The following is a 16105-nucleotide window of genomic DNA, read 5'->3' on the forward strand; positions in this document are numbered from 1 at the left end:
TCCGCCCTCCCGCGGCACGCCCCGAACCCTTCCGAGTGAGGACGCCATGCGCACACCCCGCACCACCTCCGCCGAAGGCGCCGAGCCGCAGCCCTCACCGCCGACGCGCGGACGCCGCGCCCACGCCGGACTGCCGGCCGACGAAGGCTCCGCGGACTTCTCGGGCGGCGCGGCCCCGCGGGCGGGACGCCGGCCGGCCCGACCGCGCACCGTACGCGCCAAGATCGTCTGCCTGCTGATGGTGCCGGTGGTGTCGCTGCTGGCCCTGTGGGCGTACGCCACGGTGACCACGGCCCAGGACGTCTCCCGGCTGCGGCAGCTGCAACGCGTGGACACGGAGGTGCGCGGCCCCGTCGCGGCCGCGGTCGCCGCGCTCCAGGCCGAGCGCGCCGAGGCCGTGCGCCGAGCGTCGGCCCCGTCCGTGGACCACGGGGACGAACTCGGCCGACTCGCCCGCACCACGGACCGCGCGGTGGCCCGGCTGCGGCTCGGCGACCACAGCACCGTCGCCGACGGCCAGGAACTGCCCGCCGGAGTCGCCCGGCGTCTGGAGACCTTCGTCACCGGCGCGGAGAGGCTGCGCGGGCTGCGCACCGACCTGGAGGAAGGACGCGCCGACTGGCGCGAGACGTACGAGCGCTACACCGGTGCCGTCGCGGACGCCTTCGCCGTCGGCGGCGCGCTCAGCGGCATCCAGGACGCCGAGCTCGGCTCCGACACACGCGTGCTGCTGGAGTTCTCCCGCGCGGGCGAGGCGCTGGCCCGCGAGGACGTCCTGCTGTCGAGCGCGCGCCTGGCCGAAGGGCTCTCCGGTGAGCGGCTGCGCCTGTTCACCGGGTCCGTGGACATCCGCCGCACCCTCACCGAGTCCGCTGCCGCCGATCTGCGCGGCCCGGAACGCGCCGCCTGGCGCGAGCTGGCCGAGAGCGACGCCTACGCGGACGTCACCGCGCTGGAGGACGCGCTCCTCACCGGCGGTCCGAAGGCCCTGGGCGCGGCGCCCGAGGCCGCCTGGATCACGGCCCACGCGCGCGTGCGGGACACCATGCGGACCATCGAACAGGACGCGGCCCGGGACGTGGCGGACAGCGCCGACCCGTTCACCCGCGGACTGCTCACCCCCGCCGGCGCGGCCGTGCTGTTCGGACTCGCGGCCGTCGCCGCCTCCCTGGTCATCTCGGTGCGCATCGGCCGCGGCCTCGTCGTCGAGCTGGTGAGCCTGCGCAACGGCGCACTGGAGATCGCCCGCCGCAAACTCCCCGACGCCATGCGCAGACTGCGGGCGGGCGAGGAGATCGACATCCGCGCGGAGGCCCCGCCCGGACCGCCCGCGGAGGACGAGACGGGACAGGTCGCCGAAGCCCTCGGCACGGTGCACCGGGCCGCCCTGCACGCCGCCGTGGAGCGCGCCGAACTCGCCGGCGGCATCTCCGGCGTCTTCGTCAACCTCGCCCGGCGCAGCCAGGTCCTCGTCCACCGGCAGCTCGGCCTGCTGGACAGCATGGAACGCCGCTCGGACGACCCGAACGAGCTGAGCGACCTCTTCCGCCTCGACCACCTCACCACCCGCATGCGGCGCCACGCCGAGAGCCTCATCATCCTCTCCGGCGCCGCCCCCGGCCGGGCCTGGCGCAAGCCGGTCTCCCTGACGAACGTGATCCGCGCGGCTGTCTCCGAGATCGAGGACTACGCGCGTGTGGAGGTACGGCAGCTCCCCGAGACGTCCGTCGCCGGCGCGGCCGTCGCCGACCTCACGCACCTGCTGGCCGAGCTCGTCGAGAACGCCGCCCAGTTCTCCCCGCCCCACACACGCGTACGCGTCACCGGCGAACCCGTCGGCAACGGCTACGTCGTCGAGATCGAGGACCGCGGCCTCGGCATGGGCAAGGAGACCCTCGCCGAGGCCAACCGGCGCATCGCGCAGTCCGAGGCCCTCGACCTGTTCGACAGCGACCGGCTCGGCCTGTTCGTGGTGAGCCGGCTCGCCGCCCGGCACAGCGTCCGGGTCCACCTCAGGCCCTCGCCCTACGGAGGCACCACGGCGGTCGTCCTGCTGCCTCTCCCCCTGCTGCACACCACGGCGACGGAACGATCCGCCGACGAGACCGCCGACCCACCCCGGCCCGCCGAACGCGAGTACGCGCGCGTCGGCCCCGCGCGGCAGGAAGCCCCTGACGGCGCAGTCATGGCCCACCGCGGCCCCGGCGACCGCGGCCCCGGCGACCGCGGCCCCGGCGACCGCGGCCCCGGCGACCGCGGCCCCGGCGACCGCGGCCCCGGCGACCGCGGCCCCGGTCGTCCGGGTCCGGCCCTGCCGGTGCCCGCCGAGACCATGACCGACACCACGCCGCCGGGGGTGACCGCCCTGCGTCCGCACCGCACGCCCGAACAGCCCGAGCCGTCCGACGACCTGCCGCGCCGGGTCCGCCAGGCATCTCTCGCCCCACAACTGCGCGAGGTCCGTGCCGAGGAACCCGCCCGGCCGTCCGGACCCCGCGCCGACGACCACCGCACACCCGAACTCGTGCGGGACCGCATGGCCGCCTACCGCGACGGCTGGGCCCGAGGCGGCGGCAGGCGGCCCGGCCGCGGCACCACCCCGGCCGGCCGGGCGGCCGACGACAGCAGCGAAGGAGACCCCGCATGACCCAGGACCCGAACCGGAGAACCCCTCAGCGCTCCGGTGAACTCGACTGGCTGCTGGACGACCTGGTGACACGGGTGCGCGAGGTGCGCCACGCCGTGGTGCTCTCCAACGACGGACTCGCCGTGGGCGCCTCCGGCGACCTCCGCCGCGAGGACGCCGAACATCTCGCCGCGGTCTCCTCCGGCTTCCACAGCCTCGCCAAGGGCGTGGGCCGGCACTTCGGCACCGGAGGCGTGCGCCAGACCATGGTGGAGATGGACGACGGCTTCCTGTTCGTGGCCGCCGCGGGCGACGGCTCCTGCCTCGCCCTGCTCACCGCCGTCACGGCGGACATCGGTCTGGTGGCCTACGAGATGGCCCGCCTGGTCCGCCGCGTGGGCGAGCACCTCCACACGCCGCCGCGCTCCGCCGCCCGGCCGCCCGCGGCGGGATGAACGCGCAGAGCGGGCCGTGACGATGACCGACGACGCAGAGGACACCCCACGCGAACAGGGCAGCCAGTGGTACGACGGCGAGGCAGGACCTCTCGTCCGCCCGTACGCCATGACCGGCGGCAGGACCCGGCCCGGACCCACCGGAGTGCGCTTCGACCTGATCGCCCTCGTCACCCTCGGCCCCGGCGCGGCCGGCATCGAGGACGACACCGCGCTCGGGCCGGAACACCGGACCCTGGCGGACCTGTGCCGTCCGGAGACGCAGTCCGTCGCCGAGCTCGCCGCGGGCGCCGACCTGCCCGTGGGGGTCGTCCGGGTGCTCCTCGGCGACCTCCTGGAGATCGGGTGCGTCACCGTCACCCGTCCGGTGCCGCCCGCACAGCTTCCCGACGAGCGGATCCTGCGTGAGGTGATCGCGGGACTGCGGGCCCTGTAGACGAGCTTTCGGAAGCACCCGGGCGCACAACGTCGCCGATCTGTCCAACAACCGTGCAACGAAAGGGCCCGATCCGGTCACATCGGTCATATAGCGGTCCAACCCCGCGAACGGGGCCCGTCCTTGTCATCATGCTGGCTTCGCACCGCCGAGCTCGCACACCCGTACCGAAACCGTGCGCCTGCACCCTGTCCGGGCGCCGGACATCCCCCCACGTCGCCCGTTTCCGGCACTCCCGAGAGAAGTGATCCATGGTCTCCGAACCATCCGACACCACCGGCGACACGACAGCCGCACTGGCGTTGAAGATTCTGGTCGCCGGAGGATTCGGCGTGGGCAAGACCACCCTGGTGGGCGCGGTCAGCGAGATCAGGCCGCTGCGCACCGAGGAACTGCTCAGCCAGGCCGGTCAGCTGGTGGACGACACCGACGGTGTCGACCAGAAGGTCACCACCACCGTGGCCATGGACTTCGGACGCATCACCATCCGCTCCGGGCTGTCCCTCTATCTGTTCGGCACCCCGGGCCAGGACCGCTTCTGGTTCCTGTGGGACGAACTGGCGCAGGGCGCGCTCGGCGCGGTCGTCCTCGCCGACACACGGCGCCTGGAGGACTGCTTCCCCGCGGTCGACTACTTCGAGCACCGGCACATCCCGTTCGTGGTGGCCGTCAACTGCTTCGCCGGATCCCGCACCCACGCCGCCGACGACGTCCTGAACGCCCTCGACCTCGACCGGGGCACACCGGTCGTGCTGTGCGACGCCCGTGACCGCGACTCCGGGAAGGAGGTGCTGATCCGCCTCGTCGAGTACGCCGGGCGGATGCACACCGCCCGGCTGCTCGACTCCGTGAGCTGAGAGCCGCGAACGTCTCAGCCGGAGACGGCCTTCTCGGAGATCACCTTGTCGATCGGCACCCGGACCAGAAGCTCCCCCGGCACGCCGTTGCGCGCACCGAACTCCTCCGCCCGCTCCTCGCCCATGTACCGCGCCCCGAGACGCGCCGCCCAGCGACGCAGGTCCGCCAAGTCCTCCGACACCCTGGCGCGGCCCTGCAGCACCACGAAGCCGAACGGCGGCCGGTCGTCGTCCACGCACAGCGCGACCCGGCCGTCACGCACCAGATTCCGCCCTTTGACGGTGTTTCCGCCGGTGGTGAACACCAGCTCGTCCCCATCGAGCAGGAACCAGACCGGCGCCACATGAGGGCTGCCATCGGCCCGGACGGTGGACAGCTTGCCGGTGCGGGTGCCGTGCGAGACGAACGCCCGCCATTCGTCGTCGGTCATCTTCTGTGCCATGGCCACATCCTCCTTGCCCGCACGCCGCTGGTGGGGAAGGCTGACGGGGAAGTTCCTCCGACGTGGGGGAGACGTCACACGGGGAGACCGGAACATGGCCCAGAACCAGGGACTCGGCTGGCTGCTGGACGATCTGACCGAACGCGTCGACCACGTGAGGCACGCGCTGGTGCTGTCCAACGACGGCCTGGTCGCCGGAGCGAGCACCGGGCTGCGGCGCGAGGACGCGGAGCACCTCGCCGCGGTCGCCTCCGGACTGCACAGTCTCGCCAAGGGCTCCGGACGCCACTTCGGCGCCGGCCAGGTCCGCCAGACGATGGTCGAGTTCGACGACGCGGTCCTCTTCGTCACCGCCGCGGGAACCGGAAGCTGTCTGTGCGTGTTCAGCGGCACCGAGGCGGACATCGGGCAGATCGGGTACGAGATGACGCTGCTCGTCAACCGGGTCGGCGAGCACCTCGGCGTGGACGCCCGGCACCCCGAGCGAACCCCGTCCATAGACCTCTGACCTGCATTTTCTCCCTTGCCTGCAAGGTTTTCCACAGGCTCGCCACGAGATCGGCCGCAGCCGATACGGTCTTTCCACGGGTCACGCGACACAGCGTGAGCCACCGACCACGGGGGAGACCGACCATGTCCCACGACGCCGTCGCACGATCCGACCGGCCTGACCGGCCCGCCTTCGCGCCGAGCCGGGCCGCCCGCGAACTGCACCTCGAGCGCAGCGAGTTCGAGCTCGCCGTGCACCTGGGACGTATCCGTACCGTGCCCGACGAAGGCGGCGGGGGCCGCCGCGTCCCGCACGCCGAGATCGACCGTCTGCGCGCCGAACCGGACTTCCCCGAAGCCCTGCGGGCCGAGGTGCGCGTCGTGGGGACGAGGGCGGGGGCCGCCCTCATGGACGTGTCTCCCGCCCGGTTCACCCGGCTCGCCCGCCTGGGCCTGGTGGTTCCGGTGCGCTTCCGTCTCAACCGCTACCACGCCGTGGTCTGGCTGTATCTCGCCGGCGAACTGGAACAGTTCGCCGCCGACGAGAACAACACCCCGCTCAGGAAGCAGCGGATGCCCGAGAACCTGCGCGGCCAGGTCGAGGCGGGCGTCGACCTCAGGGCCCGCAACTGGCGGGGACGCCACCTCGGGTTCCTGCTGCGTCACGCAGAGGACCCCTGGGAGCGCGCGGGCGTGTTCGCCGCCCTGCTCGGGCCGGCGGAGAGCGATCGGCTGCTGACGGATCCCCACGACCGGTCCCGGGTCGGCAGGTTCCGGCCGGCACCGCCCGCCCATGGCGCACCGGGCTCCCCGGCCGCCCGGATCGCCGAGAGGATCCGGACAGCCGGCGACCAGGACGAGATCGCCTGGCTCAGGTCCGAGCTGACCGCGGCCGTGCAGGAGGCCCGTCGGCACCGGCCCGACGCACCCGCACCCGCACCGCACGGCCCCGGCCTCGTGCGCCGAGGTCTGCTGGGCCGGCTGCGCCGCCGAAGGACGCGGGTCCCCAGGGCCTTGGCATCCCCCGGAACGACTACAGCGCCCTGAACAGCCCTTCCTGGACGACCGAGACGATCAGATCGCCCTTCAGGTCGTAGATCCTGCCGCGGGCCAGCCCACGCCCGCCCGTGGCGATCGGCGACTCCTGGTCGTAGAGGAACCACTCGTCGGCGCGGAACGGCCGGTGGAACCACATCGCGTGGTCCAGCGACGCCATGTCGAAGCCACGCGGTCCCCACAGCGGCTCGACCGGGATGCGCACGGCGTCCAGGAGGGTCATGTCACTGGCGTAGGTCAGCGCGCAGGTGTGCACGAGCGGATCGTCACCCAGCGCTCCCACCGCGCGCATCCACACCGCGCTGCGCGGATCGGCACCCTCGACCTCCTCGTGGGTCCAGCGCAGCCGGTCCACGTAGCGGATGTCGAAGGGCTGACGGCGCGCCATCCGCTCCCACTGCTCGGGCAGCGCGCCCAGATGCTCCCGGATCTCGTCGGCGACCGTCGGAAGCGACTCCGGGTCCGGGACCTTGCGGGCCGGCGGCAGCTGATGCTCGAAGCTCCCTTCCTCAGGCTTGTGAAAGGAGGCGGTCAGATTGAAGATCGTGCGGCCCTGCTGCACGGCGGTGACCCGGCGGGTGGTGAACGACCGCCCGTCCCGGACCCGCTCCACCTGGTACACGATCGGCATCCCCGGCCGGCCCGGCCGCAGGAAGTACGCGTGCAGCGAGTGCACCGGACGGTCGCCCTCGGTGGTCCGCCCGGCGGCGACCAGTGCCTGGCCCGCCACCTGGCCGCCGAAGACCCGCTGGAGGGACTCGTCGGGACTGCGGCCACGGAAGATGTCGACCTCGATCTGCTCCAGGTCGAGCAGGTCGACGAGCCGCTCCGCGGGGTTCGTCATGAGCGTGCCTCTCCTCGGCTCACAGCTGGCCGACATCCGTCACACGGACGACCGCGCGGCCCTCGGCGTCGGAGGCCGCCAGGTCGATCTCCGCGCTGATGCCCCAGTCGTGGTCCCCGTTCGGGTCGTCGAAGATCTGCCGGACCCGCCACAGACTCCTCTGCGGCTCCTCCTCGATGACCAGCAGCTTGGGACCGCGGGCGTCGGGACCGGTGCCGAGATCCTCGTACTCGTCCCAGTACTTGTCCATCGCCTCACCCCAGGCGTCGGCGTCCCAGCCGGCGTCGGCGTCCATCTCGCCCAGCTCCCCGACCTGGTCGAGCGCCGCCAGCTCCACGCGCCGGAACATGGCGTTGCGGACCAGCACCCGGAAGGCACGCGCGTTGGTCGTGACCGGCTTGACCTCGTCCGCCCGTTCCTGGGCCTCCTCGGCGGTCATCTCCTCGGGGTTGGCGAGCTGCTCCCACTCGTCCAGCAGGCTGGAGTCGACCTGGCGGACCATCTCGCCCAGCCACTCGATCAGATCCTGGAGGTCCTCGGACTTCAGGTCGTCGGGGATGGTGTGGTCCAGGGCCTTGTAGGCGCCGGCCAGGTAGCGCAGCACGATGCCCTCGGTGCGGGCCAGCTCGTAGTGGGAGACCAGCTCCGTGAAGGACATCGCCCGCTCGTACATGTCACGGATGACGGACTTCGGCGACAGCGGGTGGTCGCCGACCCAGGGGTGGCTCTTGCGGTACGTGTCGTACGCGTGGGAGAGCAGTTCGTCCAGCGGCTTGGGGTAGGTGACGTCCTGGAGGCGCTCCATGCGCTCCTCGTACTCGACGCCGTCCGACTTCATCGCGGCCACGGCCTCGCCACGCGCCTTGTTCTGCTGGGCGGCGAGGATCTGACGCGGGTCGTCCAGGGTCGACTCCACCACGGACACCATGTCCAGGGCGTACGACGGCGACTCGGGGTCGAGCAGTTCGAACGCGGCCAGCGCGAAGGTGGACAGCGGCTGGTTGAGCGCGAAGTCCTGCTGGAGGTCGACCGTGAGACGGACGATGCGGCCCTCGGCGTCCGGCTCGTCGAGCTTCTCGACGATGCCGCCGTCCAGCAGCGAGCGGTAGATCGCGATGGCCCGCCGGATGTGCCGCAACTGCTGCCTGCGCGGCTCGTGGTTGTCCTCCAGGAGGTGCCGCATCGCCTCGAACGCGTTGCCCGGACGGGCGATGACCGACAGCAGCATCGTGTGGGTGACACGGAAACGCGAGGTGAGGGGCTCCGGCTCGGAGGCGATCAGCTTCTCGAAGGTGTCCTCGCTCCAGGCGACGAACCCCTCGGGGGCCTTCTTGCGCACCACCTTGCGCCGCTTCTTCGGGTCGTCGCCCGCCTTGGCGAGCGCCTTGTCGTTCTCGATGACGTGCTCGGGGGCCTGCGCCACGACGAAGCCCGCCGTGTCGAAACCGGCCCGGCCGGCCCGGCCGGCGATCTGGTGGAACTCACGGGCGCGCAGCGTGCGCACGCGGCTGCCGTCGTACTTGGTCAGGGCGGTGAACAGCACCGTGCGGATCGGCACGTTGACACCGACGCCGAGGGTGTCGGTGCCGCAGATGACCTTCAGCAGACCCGCCTGGGCGAGCTTCTCCACCAGACGCCGGTACTTGGGCAGCATGCCGGCGTGGTGCACGCCGATGCCGTGCCGCACGTAGCGGGAGAGGTTGCGGCCGAACTTGGTGGTGAAGCGGAAGTTGCCGATCAGCTCGGCGATCTGCTCCTTCTCCTCCTTCGAGCACATGTTGATGCTCATCAGCGCCTGCGCCCGCTCGACGGCCTGCGCCTGGGTGAAGTGCACGATGTACACGGGCGCCTGCCGGGTCTGGAGCAGCTCGGTGAGCGTCTCCGTCATCGGCGTCCGCTGGTACTCGTAGGACAGCGGGACCGGGCGCGTCGCCGAGCGGACCACCGAGGTGGGACGGCCGGTGCGCCGGGTGAGGTCCTTCTCGAACATCGAGACGTCACCGAGCGTGGCGGACATCAGGATGAACTGCGCCTGCGGCAGCTCCAGCAGCGGGATCTGCCAGGCCCAGCCGCGGTCCGGCTCGGCGTAGAAGTGGAACTCGTCCATCACGACCTGGCCGACGTCCGCGTTCCTGCCGTCGCGCAGGGCGATCGAGGCGAGCACCTCGGCGGTGCAGCAGATGACGGGCGCGTCCGCGTTGACGGAGGCGTCACCGGTGAGCATGCCGACGTTCTCGGTGCCGAAGAGCTTGCACAGTTCGAAGAACTTCTCCGACACGAGCGCCTTGATCGGGGCCGTGTAGAAGGTGACCTCGTCGCGGGCCAGCGCCGCGAAGTGGGCGCCGGCGGCGATCATGCTCTTGCCGGAGCCGGTCGGCGTCGACACGATCACATTCGCACCGGACACCGCCTCGATCAGCGCCTCCTCCTGATGCGGGTAGAGCGTGAGACCCCGCTCCTGGGTCCACGACTCGAAGGCTTCGTAGAGGGCGTCGGGGTCTGCTGTCGGCGGGAGCTGATCGATGAGGGTCACGAGCCCATCTTGCCTGGCATCGGGCCCGATGCGGGAATCGGATGCCCGCCCGAAGACCGCGACCGCTACGCTGTGCCGCCGACGTGGTGTCAGTCCACGCGGCCTACTGGACAGCGGCACACGAGGAACGGGGCGGGCAACGGCGATGATGGGACCAGCACACTCACTCTCGGGCGCCGCGGCCTGGCTCGGGGTCGGAGCGGCCGCCGCCGCGGCTGGGCACACGATGCCCTGGCCGGTCCTGCTGGTCGGTTCCCTGCTCTGCGCCGGAGCGGCGCTCGCGCCGGATCTCGACCACAAGGCGGCCACCATCTCGCGCGCCTTCGGTCCGCTGTCGCGGGGCTTGTGCGAGATCGTGGACAAGCTCTCCTACGCCGTCTACAAGGCCACGCGCAAGCAGGGCGACTCACGCCGTTCCGGCGGGCACCGCACCCTGACGCACACCTGGCTGTGGGCCGTGCTGATCGGCGCCGGGACCTCCGTGCTGGCCATCACGGGCGGCCGCTGGGCGGTCCTGGCGATCCTCTTCGTGCACATGGTGCTGGCGATCGAGGGCCTGCTGTGGCGGGCGGCCAGGGGGTCCAGCAGCGATGTACTGGTGTGGCTGCTGGCCGCGACCAGCGCGTGGATCCTGGCCGGAGTCCTGGACAAGCCGGGCAACGGCGCGGACTGGCTGTTCACCGAGCCGGGCCAGGAGTACCTGTGGCTGGGCCTGCCGATCGTGCTCGGCGCCCTGGTGCACGACATCGGGGACGCGCTGACGGTGTCGGGGTGCCCGATCCTGTGGCCGATCCCGGTCGGCCGCAAGCGCTGGTACCCGATCGGCCCGCCCAAGGCCATGCGGTTCCGGGCGGGCAGCTGGGTCGAGCTGAAGGTGCTGATGCCGGTGTTCATGGTGCTCGGCGGGGTGGGCGGCGCGGCCGCGCTCAACTTCATCTGACCGGTCCGCTCCGCCCGGCCGCCCGGCTTCGCCGGAGCGCCCTGCTCCGCCGGAGCCGGGCGCTCGACCGTCCGGGCGGTCCTTCGCGACGATGGAGGTCAGGCGGCTCCGCCGGACTCGCCGCCGCCGTAGCGCCGCTCGAAGCGGGCGACCCGGCCCTCGGAGTCGACCGTCCGCGCCTTGCCCGTGTAGAAGGGGTGGCTCTCGGAGGAGATCTCCACGTCGACGACCGGGTAGGTCTCGCCGTCGTCCCACTGGATGGTCTGGTCGCTGTTCGCGGTGGACCGGGTGAGGAAGGCGTATCCGGCGGCCCGGTCACGGAAGACGACGGGGCGGTAGTCGGGGTGCTTGTCCTGCTGCATGCGTGCTCCTGGTACGGCGGGGTTGCGAGGTCGGGCGGCGGTGCGAAGGGGAGGTCAGCCGTACAGAGCCTCCTCGTCGACGATGTGCATGGCCGCCTCCTCGGCGGAGGCCGCCGCACCGTCGATGCCGACGTCCGTGGCGACGAGTGCGCTCTCCTCGTCCTCGTGCGCTCCCTCGTCGGGGGCCACGAGGCGGCCGGATCGGGCCGCGCCCACCTCGTTGTCCAGCAGTTCGCCGTCGGTGTCACGGTCACCGATGCCGTCCCCGTCGGACATGCCCACGTCGGGCACCTCCTCGGCCAGGCGCTGGTCCAGGCTCTCGCCCTCCCGGCGCTCGGCGGCCGTCACGCCGCGGTGCTCCACGGCCCACGGCCTCTCCGGAGGGGACCAGCCCCGGTCGAGGGGGTCGCCGACCCCGTCGTTCTCCAGGGTGTCCTCCGCGTCGAGCAGGCCCGCGTCGTCCTGGATGTCGGACGCGTCGGGCTGGTAGACGTCGTCTCCCCATCCGTCGGCGCTGTTCACGGGTACCTCCAGGTGGTGGGGACGGTGCCGTTCGGGCCTCGGGCCGCGGAGTGTCGGCGCCGCGCGGGGCACACGCCCCAGCCGTCATGGCATCGCCGGGCCGACGGGTGTTCCCGCGGCCGGTGCCGCTTTCCAGAGTTCCACCCTTCGTCGGAACCGCGCAACGGCACGGCGCCGGGGCCGGTCCGGCCCCGGCGCCAGGGCCCGGTGCCCGCCGCCGGGCCGGACAGGCACTGCCCGGCGGCGGCCTGCGACGGCGGCACCGTGCGCGAGCCTTCGGAGGGGGCCGGAGCGACGCTGCTGATCCGCGTGGGCTTCCTGATGTCGGAGTGGCTCCCGGCCCCGGCCGTGGAGCGGCCGGGCCCCGCGGCCGGGCCCCGCGGCCGGGCCCCGCGGCCGGGCCCCGCGGCCGGGCCCCGCGGCCGGGCCCCGCGGCCGGGCCCCGCGGCCGGCCATGGCGTGCCGGCCGATCACGGTGTGCCCGTCGTCCGGAGTCCGCCCCCGGGGTCGGCCGGGTGGGCCTTCCGGCGGGGCCCGGCCCTGTCATCCGTGCCAGGAACGCCACAGCGCCGCGTAGGCGCCGTCCGCCGCGACCAGGTCGTCATGGCTGCCGAGCTCGCTGATGCGGCCGTTCTCGACGACGGCGATGACATCGGCGTCGTGGGCCGTGTGGAGGCGGTGGGCGATGGCGACGACCGTCCGGCCGTCCAGGACCCGGGCCAGGGACCGTTCGAGATGACGCGCCGCGCGCGGGTCGAGCAGCGAGGTCGCCTCGTCCAGGACGAGGGTGTGCGGATCGGCCAGCACCAGCCGGGCGAGGGCGATCTGCTGGGCCTGGGCGGGAGTCAGGGCGTGACCGCCCGAACCCACCTCGGTGTCCAGCCCGCTGTCGAGCGCACGGGCCCAGCCGTCGGCGTCGACCGCGGTGAGGGCCGCCCACAGCTCGTCGTCCACGGCTGCCTCCACGGCTTCGGCCGCCGTCCTTGCCTCGGCCGTCGTGACGGCCCCGGCCGTCTCGACGGTGGAGGCCGCCCCGCCCGCAGAGGCCCCGGCGACGGGAGCCCCGACGGCGGAGGGCGCTGCGGAGGACGGGCTCCCGGGGCCGGCCTTCGCAAAGGCGCCGGCCACGACGGCTCCCTCCCCGGAGGCCGCGTCGGACGAGGCACCCTGCGGTGGCACCGCACCGGCCGGCACGAGGCGCGAGGCCGGGAGGGCCAGCAGGAGGTTGTCGCGCAGGGAGCCCACGAAGACGTGGTGCTCCTGGTTGACGAGGGCCACATGGGACCGGACCTGTTCCGCGGGCATCCGGGACAGCTCGGCGCCGCCCAGGGTGATGCGGCCGGCCCGGGGCGCGTAGATACCGGCGAGCAGTCGGCCCAGCGTGGACTTGCCCGCCCCGGACGGGCCCACGAGGGCCAGCCGGGTGCCGGGAGCTACCGAGAGGGTCACCTTGCGCAGCACGTCGACGCCTTCCAGGTAGCCGAAGTGCACCCGCTCCGCGCGCATGTCCCGCCCCACCGGGGCCACGGCGGCGTCGCCCGCCTCGGGCTCGATGTCCCGCACGCCGACGAGCCGGGCCAGCGAGACCTGGGCCACCTGGAGCTCGTCGTACCAGCGGAGGATCATTCCGACCGGGTCGACCAGCATCTGGGCGATGAGCGCGCCGGTCGTCAGCTGCCCGACGTCGATCCAGCCCTCCAGGACGAAGACCCCGCCGAACATCAGGACGGAGCCGAGCACGGTCACATGCGTGATGTCGACGACGGGGAAGAGCACCGACCGCAGCCACAGCGTGTAGCGCTCCCAGGCCGTCCACTCCTTGACCCGCCGGTCGGACAGGGCCACGCGGCGCTCACCCAGACGGTGTGCCTCGACGGTGTGCCCGGCGTCCACGGTCTCGGTGAGCGCCGCGGCCACGGCGGCGTACCCGGCGGCCTCCGAGCGGTAGGCGGCGGGCGCCCGTCCGAAGTACCAGCGGCAGCCGAGGACGAGCAGCGGCACGGCGACCAGCACGGCCGCGGCGAGCGGCGGCGCCGTCACGACCAGACCGCCCAGCAGCAGCGCCACCCACACCACGCCGATCGCCAGCTGGGGGACGGCCTCGCGCATGGCGTTGGAGAGCCGGTCGATGTCGGTGGTGATCCGGGACAGCAGATCACCCGTCCCGGCCCGCTCCAGGATGCCGGGCGGCAGCCCGACCGAGCGCACCAGGAAGTCCTCGCGCAGATCGGCCAGCATCCGCTCGCCCAGCATCGCCCCGCGCAGCCGTACCTCGCGCACGAAGACGGCCTGCACCAGCAGCGCCGCCACGAACAGCGAGGCCGTGAGCCCGAGATGGAGTTCGCGGGCGCCGTCCGACACCCGTTCCACCAGGTCGCCGAGCAGATAGGGCCCGACCATCGAGGTGATCACGGCGACCGTATTGACCCCGACGAGCAGCAGGAAGGCGCGGCGGTGCCGCTGGAACAGCTCTCTCACATAGGCGCGTACGGTCGCCGGGGCACCGACGGGAAGCGTGTTCGCCGTCGTCGGGGCCGCCGGATCGTACGCCGGTGGCGCCACGCCGATCATGCCGTCTCCTCGATCTCTTCCAGGGCGTCCGTCAGCGCCGCCTGCGCCACGGAACCCGCGGCGATCTCGTCGTCGGTCTCGCGGGTGACCACCGCGCGGTACCGGTGTTCCTTGTGCACGAGTTCGCGGTGCAGGCCCACCGCGGCGACCTGGCCGTCGTGCACGAGGACGACCCGGTCGGCCCGGTCCAGCAGCAGCGGGGAGGAGGTGAACACCACCGTGGTGCGGCCATGGCGCAGTTCGTGCAGCCCCTGCGCGATGCGTGCCTCGGTGTGCGAGTCGACGGCGGAGGTCGGCTCGTCCAGGACGAGGACCTCCGGGTCGGTCACCAGCGACCGGGCGAGCGCGAGGCGCTGGCGCTGGCCGCCGGACAGCGAGCGCCCGCGTTCGGTGATGCGGGCACCCATCGGGTCGACGGTGCCGAGCGAGCCCTGGACCAGTGCGGCCAGCACGTCCTCGCACTGGGCCGCGGCCAGCGCCGCGTGCGGATCGACGTCGCCGGACGCGGGCACGTCGAGCAGTTCCCGCAGCGAGCCGGAGAGCAGCACCGGGTCCTTGTCCTGCACGAGGACGGCCGTGCGCGCGGTGGCCAGCGGCAGGTCGTCCAGCGGCACGCCGCCCAGCAGGACCGACTCCGGTGCCGTGCCGCCCGGTGGGGCCGGGGCGGCCGGTTCGCCCGGGTGTCCGCCCAGTCGCTCCGCCAGGCGGCCGGCGGCGTCCGGGTCGCCGCACACCACGGCGGTGAGCCGCCCGGCGGGGGCGAGGAGACCGGTCGCCGGGTCGTACAGGTCACCGGTCGGCGGCTCGTCGGCGAGGGATCCGCCGCTGTCGGTGGCGCGTTCCAGCGACAGCACACGGGCGGCGCGGCGGGCGGAGGGCCGGGAGAAGGAGTACGCCATGGCGATCTCCTCGAAGTGCCGCAGAGGGTAGGTGAGGATCATGACGGAGCTGTAGACGGTGACCAGTTCACCGACGGTGATCCGGCCCTCCTGGGCCAGGTGCACGCCGTAGCAGACGACCACGATCAGCAGCAGCCCGGGCAGCAGCACCTGGATCGCCGAGATCAGCGACCACATGCGGGCGCTGCGGACGGCGGCGTGCCGTACTTCCTGGGAGGCGCGGCGGTAGCGGTCGAGGAACAGTTCCTCACCGCCGATGCCGCGCAGCACGCGCAGCCCGGCCACGGTGTCCGAGGCGAGTTCGGTGGCATGTCCCGCCTTCTCGCGCTGCTGGTCGGCCCGCCGGGTGGCCCGGGGCAGCAGCGGCAGCACGGCGAGGGCCAGCACGGGCAGTCCGACGGCGACGACCACACCGAGCGCGGGCTGGTACACCACGAGACCGACGCAGACCAGCACGACGGTGAGCGCGGCGGCGGTGAACCGGGACATCGCCTCCACGAACCAGCCGATCTTCTCCACGTCGCCCGTGGAGACGGCGACGACCTCGCCGGCGGCGACCCGTCGGGTGAGCCCGGAGCCGAGCTGTGCGGCCTTGCGGGCCAGGAGTTGCTGGACCCGCGCGGCGGCGGTGATCCAGTTGGTGACGGCGGTGCGGTGCAGGCCGGTGGATCCGACGGCGTTGCCCGCGCAGGCGAGTGCCATCAGCCCGCCGGCGGTGGCCAGCCGGGTGCCCGAGCGCGCGACGACCGCCTCCACGGCCAGGCCGACGCAGAAGGGCAGCGCGGAGACGGACAGGAAGTGCAGCAGGCCCCAGGCCAGCGACTTCAGCTGGCCGCCCAGCTGGTTCCGGCCGAGCCACCAAAGGAATCGGGGCCCCGACGCCGCGTCCGGGACGCCGGGGTCGGGATACGGAAGGTCTTGGATCTGCATGACGTCCCAGTGGCTCGTGTCAGGAGTGCGGGACCGCCGACAGGCGGCAGCAAACCGTGAAAGGTTCGCGTCATCGCGTGGTCGGTGGCAAGCGCTTTTCCCGGCGCCCGACAGGCATCGGCCACTTGGGGAGGCGTCATTG

At 72.9% G+C, this 16105-nt stretch carries 14 protein-coding genes; 7 read left to right on the plus strand and 7 right to left on the minus strand.

Annotation, left to right across the window (positions count from 1 at the left end):
* Window positions 1-46 precede the first annotated feature (46 nt).
* The 4 genes from ACIQGV_RS06825 to ACIQGV_RS06840 all read left to right on the plus strand — a co-directional run bounded on the left by ACIQGV_RS06825 (window position 47) and on the right by ACIQGV_RS06840 (window position 4374).
* Window positions 47-2647: a nitrate- and nitrite sensing domain-containing protein gene (locus tag ACIQGV_RS06825; RefSeq protein WP_402491508.1), complete on the plus strand. Its 2601-nt coding sequence runs from the start codon at window positions 47-49 to the stop codon at window positions 2645-2647.
* A complete protein-coding gene (locus ACIQGV_RS06830; RefSeq protein ID WP_402491511.1) occupies window positions 2644-3081 on the plus strand; it encodes a roadblock/LC7 domain-containing protein in 438 nt (145 codons plus the stop codon). Before ACIQGV_RS06825 ends, ACIQGV_RS06830 begins: the two co-directional genes overlap by 4 nt.
* Before the next feature lie 22 nt (window positions 3082-3103).
* On the plus strand, window positions 3104-3517 hold the full coding sequence (locus ACIQGV_RS06835; protein WP_402491514.1) for a DUF742 domain-containing protein: 414 nt from the start codon (window positions 3104-3106) through the stop codon (window positions 3515-3517).
* A gap of 251 nt (window positions 3518-3768) precedes the next feature.
* Entirely contained in the window at window positions 3769-4374 is a 606-nt protein-coding gene (locus tag ACIQGV_RS06840) for a GTP-binding protein (RefSeq protein WP_402491516.1), read from the plus strand.
* Window positions 4375-4388: 14 nt separating this feature from the next.
* Here ACIQGV_RS06840 and ACIQGV_RS06845 read toward each other — a convergent pair whose 3' ends face one another.
* Window positions 4389-4817 carry a PPOX class F420-dependent oxidoreductase gene (locus tag ACIQGV_RS06845; protein WP_402491519.1) on the minus strand — a complete coding sequence of 143 codons (429 nt, stop codon included), beginning with the start codon at window positions 4815-4817 and terminating at the stop codon, window positions 4389-4391.
* A 94-nt stretch (window positions 4818-4911) separates the two neighbouring features.
* On the opposite strand from ACIQGV_RS06845, the gene ACIQGV_RS06850 reads away from it, so the two are divergent.
* Window positions 4912-5325 carry a roadblock/LC7 domain-containing protein gene (locus tag ACIQGV_RS06850; RefSeq protein ID WP_402491522.1) on the plus strand — a complete coding sequence of 138 codons (414 nt, stop codon included), beginning with the start codon at window positions 4912-4914 and terminating at the stop codon, window positions 5323-5325.
* A 125-nt stretch (window positions 5326-5450) separates the two neighbouring features.
* Complete coding sequence (locus ACIQGV_RS06855; protein ID WP_402491525.1) at window positions 5451-6353, plus strand: DUF6397 family protein; 903 nt, start codon at window positions 5451-5453, stop codon at window positions 6351-6353.
* On the opposite strand, the gene ACIQGV_RS06860 is transcribed toward ACIQGV_RS06855, so the two are convergent.
* Window positions 6340-7206 (minus strand): acyl-CoA thioesterase, encoded by an 867-nt coding sequence (locus tag ACIQGV_RS06860; protein ID WP_402491528.1) that lies wholly within the window; start codon window positions 7204-7206, stop codon window positions 6340-6342. The genes ACIQGV_RS06855 and ACIQGV_RS06860 overlap by 14 nt on opposite strands.
* 19 nt (window positions 7207-7225) lie before the next feature.
* The gene (locus ACIQGV_RS06865; RefSeq protein ID WP_402491531.1) at window positions 7226-9739 is read right to left on the minus strand and encodes a DEAD/DEAH box helicase; all 2514 of its coding nucleotides are present in this window, start codon (window positions 9737-9739) and stop codon (window positions 7226-7228) included.
* 145 nt (window positions 9740-9884) lie between these two features.
* Here ACIQGV_RS06865 and ACIQGV_RS06870 point away from each other — a divergent pair, with 145 nt between their 5' ends.
* Window positions 9885-10679, plus strand: coding sequence for a metal-dependent hydrolase (locus tag ACIQGV_RS06870; protein ID WP_402491534.1), 795 nt, complete (start codon window positions 9885-9887; stop codon window positions 10677-10679).
* A gap of 98 nt (window positions 10680-10777) precedes the next feature.
* Here ACIQGV_RS06870 and ACIQGV_RS06875 read toward each other — a convergent pair whose 3' ends face one another.
* From ACIQGV_RS06875 to ACIQGV_RS06890, 4 genes are all read right to left on the minus strand, one after another.
* Window positions 10778-11041, minus strand: a complete 264-nt coding sequence (locus tag ACIQGV_RS06875) for a type B 50S ribosomal protein L31 (protein ID WP_402491537.1) — start codon at window positions 11039-11041, stop codon at window positions 10778-10780.
* Window positions 11042-11095: 54 nt separating this feature from the next.
* Window positions 11096-11563 carry a DUF5709 domain-containing protein gene (locus ACIQGV_RS06880; RefSeq protein ID WP_402491540.1) on the minus strand — a complete coding sequence of 156 codons (468 nt, stop codon included), beginning with the start codon at window positions 11561-11563 and terminating at the stop codon, window positions 11096-11098.
* A gap of 543 nt (window positions 11564-12106) precedes the next feature.
* Window positions 12107-14134, minus strand: a complete 2028-nt coding sequence (locus tag ACIQGV_RS06885; RefSeq protein WP_402491543.1) for an ABC transporter ATP-binding protein — start codon at window positions 14132-14134, stop codon at window positions 12107-12109.
* Window positions 14131-15963: an ABC transporter transmembrane domain-containing protein gene (locus ACIQGV_RS06890; RefSeq protein ID WP_402491546.1), complete on the minus strand. Its 1833-nt coding sequence runs from the start codon at window positions 15961-15963 to the stop codon at window positions 14131-14133. The genes ACIQGV_RS06885 and ACIQGV_RS06890 overlap by 4 nt, the downstream gene beginning before the upstream one ends.
* Window positions 15964-16105 lie beyond the last annotated feature (142 nt).

Source organism: Streptomyces sp. NPDC093094 (assembly GCF_044754345.1).
Lineage (GTDB): Bacteria > Actinomycetota > Actinomycetes > Streptomycetales > Streptomycetaceae > Streptomyces.

Excerpts from the sequence above, each read along its gene's own strand:
- ACIQGV_RS06845 (WP_402491519.1), bottom strand. The coding sequence starts at position 4,817 with ATGGCACAGAAGATGACCGACGACGAATGGCGGGCGTTCGTCTCGCAC.
- ACIQGV_RS06870 (WP_402491534.1), top strand. The coding sequence starts at position 9,885 with ATGATGGGACCAGCACACTCACTCTCGGGCGCCGCGGCCTGGCTCGGG.
- ACIQGV_RS06875 (WP_402491537.1), bottom strand. The coding sequence starts at position 11,041 with ATGCAGCAGGACAAGCACCCCGACTACCGCCCCGTCGTCTTCCGTGAC.
- ACIQGV_RS06855 (WP_402491525.1), top strand. The coding sequence starts at position 5,451 with ATGTCCCACGACGCCGTCGCACGATCCGACCGGCCTGACCGGCCCGCC.
- ACIQGV_RS06835 (WP_402491514.1), top strand. The coding sequence starts at position 3,104 with ATGACCGACGACGCAGAGGACACCCCACGCGAACAGGGCAGCCAGTGG.
- ACIQGV_RS06885 (WP_402491543.1), bottom strand. The coding sequence starts at position 14,134 with ATGATCGGCGTGGCGCCACCGGCGTACGATCCGGCGGCCCCGACGACG.
- ACIQGV_RS06890 (WP_402491546.1), bottom strand. The coding sequence starts at position 15,963 with ATGCAGATCCAAGACCTTCCGTATCCCGACCCCGGCGTCCCGGACGCG.
- ACIQGV_RS06830 (WP_402491511.1), top strand. The coding sequence starts at position 2,644 with ATGACCCAGGACCCGAACCGGAGAACCCCTCAGCGCTCCGGTGAACTC.
- ACIQGV_RS06825 (WP_402491508.1), top strand. The coding sequence starts at position 47 with ATGCGCACACCCCGCACCACCTCCGCCGAAGGCGCCGAGCCGCAGCCC.
- ACIQGV_RS06860 (WP_402491528.1), bottom strand. The coding sequence starts at position 7,206 with ATGACGAACCCCGCGGAGCGGCTCGTCGACCTGCTCGACCTGGAGCAG.
- ACIQGV_RS06850 (WP_402491522.1), top strand. The coding sequence starts at position 4,912 with ATGGCCCAGAACCAGGGACTCGGCTGGCTGCTGGACGATCTGACCGAA.
- ACIQGV_RS06840 (WP_402491516.1), top strand. The coding sequence starts at position 3,769 with ATGGTCTCCGAACCATCCGACACCACCGGCGACACGACAGCCGCACTG.